We start from the raw sequence: 7,467 nt of genomic DNA on the forward strand, positions 1-7,467 counted from the left end.
AAGCGGGGGTATAAAGCTTACTAGTGTCAGAAGGGGTTAAAGCCCCTTCTGACAGGTGGCACAAAGTGCCACTGCGTTCATGAGGAAGTAGCGAAGCGGATTCCGAATGTCCGCTTTACTAAAACTAAAGGGATGCCCTAGGGCATCCCTTTAATTTTTGTATTTAATTTACCAATTTAGATTTCTAGAGTCAAGACTCGCTCGTAAGTCTAGCGCCGGATTCGGGTCTGCTGAAGCAGACCCGAATCCGTGCGCATCCTCGCGGAGCGTTTAACTCAGTCAGAGCTTGTGCCCTGACTGAGTTAAATGTTATCAAAATCATCAAGTGAATCTAAATCATCTGGACTTACAATTTTATCAACCTTATTTTCAACCTTATCTTCAACCTCGTCTTCGACCTTGTCTTCAACTTTGTTTCCTTTATCTTTGTTTGAAGAAACGGCTTTGTTTTCATTTTCAACACCATCTAATATCTCTAACTCTTTTACAGAATCCGGATCATCTTCGAAGTACTCTTCAAAGAATTCTTCCTCTGGAATGTCATCGATTATGATGCTGTCGTTGTCCTCATTATCAATAATGATTTCTTCACGAAGCTTTTCTTTAATAAGCTTTTTCTTAACATCTTCACCTAGGATGATTGATTGTAAGAATACTGGTAGCTTATCTAATTTGATCTCTTTTTTTCTAATCTTTTTTGAAATAATATAGAGAACAATCAAAATGATAATACTTATAATGCTTACCACAATTCCTAGGATTGAATTAACTGGTGTGTATTTAAGGCTTACTGTATGTGAGCCCTCAGATACGCTTACCATAAGTAGAGCATCCTTAAAGGCGCTTGTTTCTACCTTCTTGCCATCAATGTAAACTGTCCAGCCATCATCGTATGGAATTGAGAAGAGGATATTTCCATCTTCGCTAGCATCAATAGTGCCTTCAATGCTTGTGCTTGAATAGTCTGTGACATTTAGTCCTGACTCATTTAGCTGCTCCATAGCTGATACATAGCGTCTCTCTTCAAGAGTATAAACCACAAGGCCCATAGAAGCATCAGATTCAATCTCAATGTCATCCTCAGTTGTGTAGTAGCCTAAATCAAGGATTGTACCTGTCTTAATATTGGTAAAATCTCTTGTTGTTGAATCATTAATTGTTACATGTATTGATGAGCAAGCGGAATTCTTAGTAATTAGGTAAAGGTGTCCGTCCTTTACAGGATTAAAATAAACCCAATTATCATTGCCGTATTCATATGTAAGTGTAAATACGTTTGAAATTCCAGTTAAGCTCTCAACTAAGCTATTAGTATTAACAATGCCATCGCTTGACTTAGTAGGATTCCAGTTATCCTCTGCGTCGGATGGAATTAAGTATCCTACAGGAAGTACATTTTCATTCTTATAAATGAACTCACCGTTGTTGCCAGTTACATAGCTAATCAAAGGTCCTTCGTTTAGAATCTTATTGCTAATTAGGTACTTAACTGAGAAAAGTGAGTTAGTAACTAGTGTTGAACCGTTGTAACCATAAGCGTTTGTGGAACTTTCAATTCCAAGGAAGCCAAAGAGCTTTGACATTCCAGCATTACTTGTGGAAGAGAAGTTTGAGATGGAATGGTAATTATGCCAAGCACCATCGTTTTTAGTTCTAGCACCAACCACCTTGTCCATTCTGTAAAATGTATCATCTTGACTTGCAACTTCTTCTGTAACATTTTCAACAGCATCAAAATCAATCTGATAAGATGAAAGGGATGTTGTGCCAAGGCCTGTATTATCCATGTTTATAGTTGCCTCAATGATACAAAGGGAATAGCAAGCAATTAGTAAAATCGGGCTCTTAAACTTCTTGTTTCGCTTTAGATAGATTAAAAGGGCGTAGAGTAAAATAAAGGCGCCACTTATATAAACTGTCTTAAAATCATAGGTTTCATCGGATACAAAGAGCTGCTCAACAATTACTAGGAAGCCCATACTTATCCAGAAAGCAAGGGCAAGTTCTTTATTAGTGAAGTTCTTTATATTTTTAAAGGCCTCAAAGCAAATAATTAATACAAAGAAAATGTAAATAAAGGACTGACGTGCTGGCAAACTGTTTGGATAGTGGAAACCATGCCAAATGTAGTTTGGAATATTTAGGTTAAAGGAAATTAAAAAGATGAGTAATAGGGCCATCTTTGTGATCTTTTCCTTAGGCTTAACCTGTTTTGAAATAACGTAGAGTGGAAGTAAAATAAGGATTGCCACTCCGCAGTAAATATTAGGATGATGTTCTAGGGCTGTGTGCACTGGAATATTAATTAAATGTCTTGTAAATTCCTTGATTATGCTAAAGTAGTTTGACCAAGTTGATGGGAAGGTCGAATTACTTGAAGCGGATAAGGAAAATGTATAAATCTCAGGAAGGAGTAGAATTGCTGCTAGTCCTCCGGCTAGGAGAGAATAGAAGGCAAAGCTATACATTTTCTTAAAATATGCATAAAATGACTTCTCGCCCTCGTAACAAATAATGAGCACGATAAAGTATAAAACCACGCTAATACAAACCATAATGGAAATGTAGTAGTTTGTGTAAATGCAAAGGCCAAGCATAATACAGTAGAAAATGCCCTTATTTTGATTTACCAATCTTTCAAGACCAAGAATGATTAGTGGAAATAAAATGATGCAATCAAGCCACATAATATTCCAGCTATAAGCTGCTAAAAATCCACTAAAAGCATAGAAAATACCGAAAGGTACAATGCTTAATTTCTTAGTGTTAAAGTGCTTGGAAATGTAGAAAACAATTGCAAGGCTGGCTATTGAAAGCTTTGTTGCAATAATGTAGTCCATTACAACTGGTATGAATTTTTGTGGGAAAAATGCAATAATAAAATTCACTGGGCTTGCTAAATAGTAAGCAAATAAGGATATGAAGTTAGTTCCCATACCAATATCCCAGGAATACCACAAAGAGTCACCAGATTTAATCTTTTCCCATAGTTCTGAGAAGAATGGGGCATATTGATGATAACAATCTGATCTTAAGTAGACATTATTGCCAAAGGGATAAATCTCTTTAATATAGTAAAGAGCAATATACATTATCAGTGGCAATACAAAAGCTACAATGTAAGTTATATTTCCTGAAGGCACAAGACCTGTGCTTTCTTCAAGTAGTCTAAATCGCTTTTTCTTTCTTGTTTTTATATTAGATTTAGTTTCTCTTGATGAATCATGTTCTTGATTCAAAGTGTTTTTCTCTGTTTTTCCTAAGTTAAGATGACTTATATCTAACACTTTAAACTTCCCCCGTTTAATTTATTTGGGGATTATAAAAATGTATCAAAAAAAGACGTATTAAAGTCAAAATCCCCTAAACGACTGTAATACTCTTACTATTTTAACAAAAAGAGCAATTAGTGTAAATAAATATAAGGATTATATACAAATTATTCTGTAATATTGTCTTGTAAATTTTGTAACATTTTTGTAAAATATTATTTGTACGCAGAGGGACCTTTATGTAAATTAAAGGAGCGTATAAATGAAACTTTTAAAAATATATAATAAATATAGATATTGGCTAAGATATGTAATTATGGGCATTGTGATAGTTGTCCTTGGAATAATTTACATTTTTAGCAGGGATTTTGATAAATTAAACATAAATAATAATGACATTCAAAACGATGTAGAGGAAAGCACGGAATTTGTAACATTTTCTCAAACACAGACAGAGGAGACTAGTAAGATTTACGTATACGTCTGTGGGGAGGTGCAAAATCCTGGGGTTTATGAATGTAATAACGGCGATAGAGTGATTGACGCTATTAATTTAGCAGGCGGTGCTCTTGAAGGCTCAAATTTAACGAATTTAAATCTAGCAGATAAGCTATCTGATGGATTAAAGATATATATTCCTAATATTAATGAAGAAGGGTCAGAGTATTCTTTTAGTGAGACGGGTGAATCATCTAATGGTTTTTCTAATGAAAAAACTAAGAAGGTGAACATTAATAGCGCAACTAAAGAAGAACTTATGACTCTTAAAGGCATTGGAGAATCAAAGGCTGAGGCGATTATTTCTTATAGAAAGGAAAAGGGCGCCTTTAAATCTATTGAGGATATTAAGAATATATCTGGGATTAAAGAGCAAGCGTTTGATAAAATCAAAGATTTTATTTGTGTTTAAAATAAAATAGTAGGAGATTTGGTATGGCTGACAAGGTTTTAGTAGTAGATGATGAAAAGTTGATTGTAAAGGGATTAAAGTTTAGTCTTCTTCAGGATTATAAGACTGTTGATGTGGCTTATGACGGGGAAGAAGCGCTTAATTTAGCCAAAGAGAATAATTACGATATTATTTTACTTGATATTATGCTTCCGAAGATGGATGGACTTGAAGTTTGTCAGCAGATACGTGAATTTTCAGATGTACCAATTATTATGTTAACAGCTAAGGGCAATGACATGGATAAGATTTTAGGTCTTGAATACGGGGCTGATGATTATATAACAAAGCCTTTTAATATATTAGAGGTTAAGGCTAGAATGAAGGCTATTCTTAGAAGAAATAAGTCTAAGAGCCAGGAAGAGAAAAAGTCAAACCTTATTACTGCAGGAGATATGAAGATTGATATTGATGGACGTAATCTCTTTATTGAGAATAAGGAAATCTATCTTACTGCTAAGGAGTTTGATTTACTTGAAATTCTTGCTTCAAACCCAACTAAGGTTTACTCCCGTGATAGCCTATTAAAGAAGGTTTGGGGAAGTGATTACCCAGGAGATGCAAGAACTGTAGATGTCCATGTTAGAAGACTAAGAGAAAAGATTGAAAAGAATCCATCAGATCCACAGTATGTACATACAAAGTGGGGCGTGGGTTATTATTTTAATGTCTAATAGTAAGTGGTATATATATGGTGAAGATAAGAAGAAAAAGAAAGAAAATAAGTATTACAAAAATAAGGAAAAGGTTAGTTGCCTTTTTTAAACGATTGTCGGTTATCGAATACATTTTCATAAGCCTTATTTCTTGCGGAACCCTATTTTTGGCTACTTTTGTAATTGATAAGGCATATTATGATGCTTTGGTAGATAAATATATTTCCAACCTGCAGAATACTACAGTAATTGCAGCGGCGGAATACTCTAATTATGCTAGTTTAGAAGATGCAGTTGAAAGTGGTATGAATAATAGGCTTAATGTAGCTTCAGCCATTGGAAATGTTAGACTTAGACTTGTAAATTCTAACTTAGAAGTTACTTGGGATACCTATGGAACGGATACTTCTAAGACTTTGATTAATTCTAAGATTCTTCAGATTTTTCAAAATGAAAAGACAATATCGGAATTTGACAAGGAGAACGGCAAGGTAGAAACAGCCACTCCTGTCTATAATTCTAGTGATGAATTAATTGCGGTTTTAATAGGTGACCTAGATGAATCAGAGGTTGCAGATGTATTTGAATATGTGGATGACATTGATTTTGCTCTTCATATTATTCTTGTAACTGTTATGCTTGTGATTTTATTTATTAACTTCCATTTGATTTATAAAAAGCTAAATAAAAAGTTAGATCTTGTGGCAGATATTGCTCAAGGTCATACAGATAGACGTTTGCCAGAGGGCAAATTAACAGAATATAAAAGATTTGCTAGTGATTTTAATAAGATTTTGGATGCGGCTAGTAAGGTGGATGATTCAAGGAGTGAGTTTGTGTCAAATGTATCTCATGAATTAAAGACACCTATTACTTCAATCAAGGTTTTAGCGGATTCTCTTAATACAGGAGAGGATTTCCCAATTGAAGTTTATAAGGAATTTATGGCGGATATTGTTACTGAGATTGATAGAGAAAGTAAGATTATTGATGATTTATTAGCACTAGTTAGAATGGATAAGTCAGCTTCAGCACTTAATATTACAGCAGTTAACATGAATGAAATGTTAGAGCTAGTTTTAAGAAGACTTCAGCCTATTGCTAAAAAGAAGAATATTGACGTCTTATTTGAAAGCTTTAGACCAGTAATTGCCAACATTGATGAAGTGAAGATGACTAGAGTTATTACGAATTTAGTAGAGAATGCTATTAAATATAATGAGAGTAATGGCTGGGTTCATGTTTCCCTTAACGCCGATCACCAATACTTCTATATAAAGGTGGAGGATTCAGGTATGGGAATTCCAAAGGAGAGCCAAGACAAGGTGTTTGATAGATTTTATAGAGTCGATAAGGCTAGATCAAGACAGACAGGTGGTACAGGACTTGGTCTATCAATTGTCAAAAATATTATTCTTATGCATCATGGAACAATTAAGTTACATAGTGAAGAAGACGTGGGAACAGTATTTACCATTAGAGTTCCAATTAACTATGTAAAAGAAGTTAAATGATAGGGGACAATATGAAAAAGATAACTGGTATGATTTTAATCGCAACTATGTTAATAAATTTAGTGGCTTGTCAGACTAGTGGCAGCAGCTATTTTTATTATTATACTAATACAAGTTGCGTAGAACTTATAAAGAAGGAAACAAAGTTAAAGACTGACTCGAATGAAGAAATAATCAAGGCTTTAATTAATTGCATGGGCACTAAAAGCAGTGACAAGAAGGAATGTGTTATTAAGCCAGATTATGTAACAGATCCTACAGTTTCAATTTCAAACGACTATTGCTTACTTGATTTTGATAGTAGTTATTATCAAATGGATTCCTATACGGAAGTTTTATATAGAGCTGCAATGGTTAAGGAAATTACTCAGCTAAAGGACATTGAATACGTGGAATTTAATGTAGATGGCGAGGATCTTGTAAAGAATAATAAAGAAGTTGGGGTAATGACAGCCTCTGACTTTGTAGATGATGCCAATAACGGCGATGATTCCGTTGAGTGGACTAATGTTACCCTTTATTTTGCAACAAAATCCGGGGACAAGTTAATTAGATACAATAGAACTCTTTCTCATAGCAGCAATGTTTCGGCAGAAAAGCTAGTGATTGAGACTTTAATAAAGGGTCCAACCCAGGCAGGTTTTTATAGAACCCTTCCAAGTGATGTGAGAGTCCTTAGCGTATCTGTAATCGATGGAATTTGCTATCTTAACCTTTCAAGCGAATTTGTTGATGAAATGGTAAATGTTACAAGTGAAATTCCAATTTACTCAATTACAAATTCTCTTTGTAGTTTAGAGGGCATCGACGCAGTAAGAATTCTAGTTAATGGTGACTCCTCAATTTCCTTTAGAGAGTCCATTAGCCTAGATACAGAGTTTGAATTTAACGAATCATTGATTAACGAATAATAACTAATGAGAAAGCTATTTTGTAACGCAGTGTAAGCAATCCCCCGCTTCAAAAGCGTAAGCTTTAAGCGGGGGTATAAAGCTTACTAGTGTCAGAAGGGGTTAAAGCCCCTTCTGACAGGTGGCACAAAGTGCCACTGCGTTCATGAGTGAGAAGGTTGAGAT

Annotated in this window: 5 protein-coding genes; 4 read left to right on the top strand and 1 reads right to left on the bottom strand. The window is 34.6% G+C overall.

The features are described 5' to 3' along the window. Positions 1-302: 302 nt before the first annotated feature. Complete coding sequence (locus QVA17_RS11830; RefSeq protein ID WP_287389140.1) at positions 303-3,287, bottom strand: YfhO family protein; 2,985 nt, start codon at positions 3,285-3,287, stop codon at positions 303-305. Between the two features lie 247 nt (positions 3,288-3,534). On the opposite strand from QVA17_RS11830, the gene QVA17_RS11835 reads away from it, so the two are divergent. Genes QVA17_RS11835 through QVA17_RS11850 form a run of 4 tightly spaced genes read left to right on the top strand, consistent with a single transcriptional unit; the run spans position 3,535 to position 7,302 of the window. Next, the gene (locus QVA17_RS11835; RefSeq protein ID WP_287389142.1) at positions 3,535-4,182 is read left to right on the top strand and encodes a helix-hairpin-helix domain-containing protein; all 648 of its coding nucleotides are present in this window, start codon (positions 3,535-3,537) and stop codon (positions 4,180-4,182) included. A 23-nt stretch (positions 4,183-4,205) separates the two neighbouring features. After that, positions 4,206-4,895 carry a response regulator transcription factor gene (locus QVA17_RS11840; RefSeq protein WP_027430586.1) on the top strand — a complete coding sequence of 230 codons (690 nt, stop codon included), beginning with the start codon at positions 4,206-4,208 and terminating at the stop codon, positions 4,893-4,895. Positions 4,896-4,912: 17 nt separating this feature from the next. Continuing rightward, positions 4,913-6,391: a sensor histidine kinase gene (locus QVA17_RS11845; protein WP_287389144.1), complete on the top strand. Its 1,479-nt coding sequence runs from the start codon at positions 4,913-4,915 to the stop codon at positions 6,389-6,391. Positions 6,392-6,402: 11 nt separating this feature from the next. Continuing rightward, positions 6,403-7,302 carry a GerMN domain-containing protein gene (locus tag QVA17_RS11850; protein WP_287389145.1) on the top strand — a complete coding sequence of 300 codons (900 nt, stop codon included), beginning with the start codon at positions 6,403-6,405 and terminating at the stop codon, positions 7,300-7,302. Positions 7,303-7,467: the final 165 nt, after the last annotated feature.

The sequence above is a fragment of the Lachnospira sp. genome (assembly GCF_016290755.1).
Lineage (GTDB): Bacteria > Bacillota > Clostridia > Lachnospirales > Lachnospiraceae > Lachnospira > Lachnospira multipara.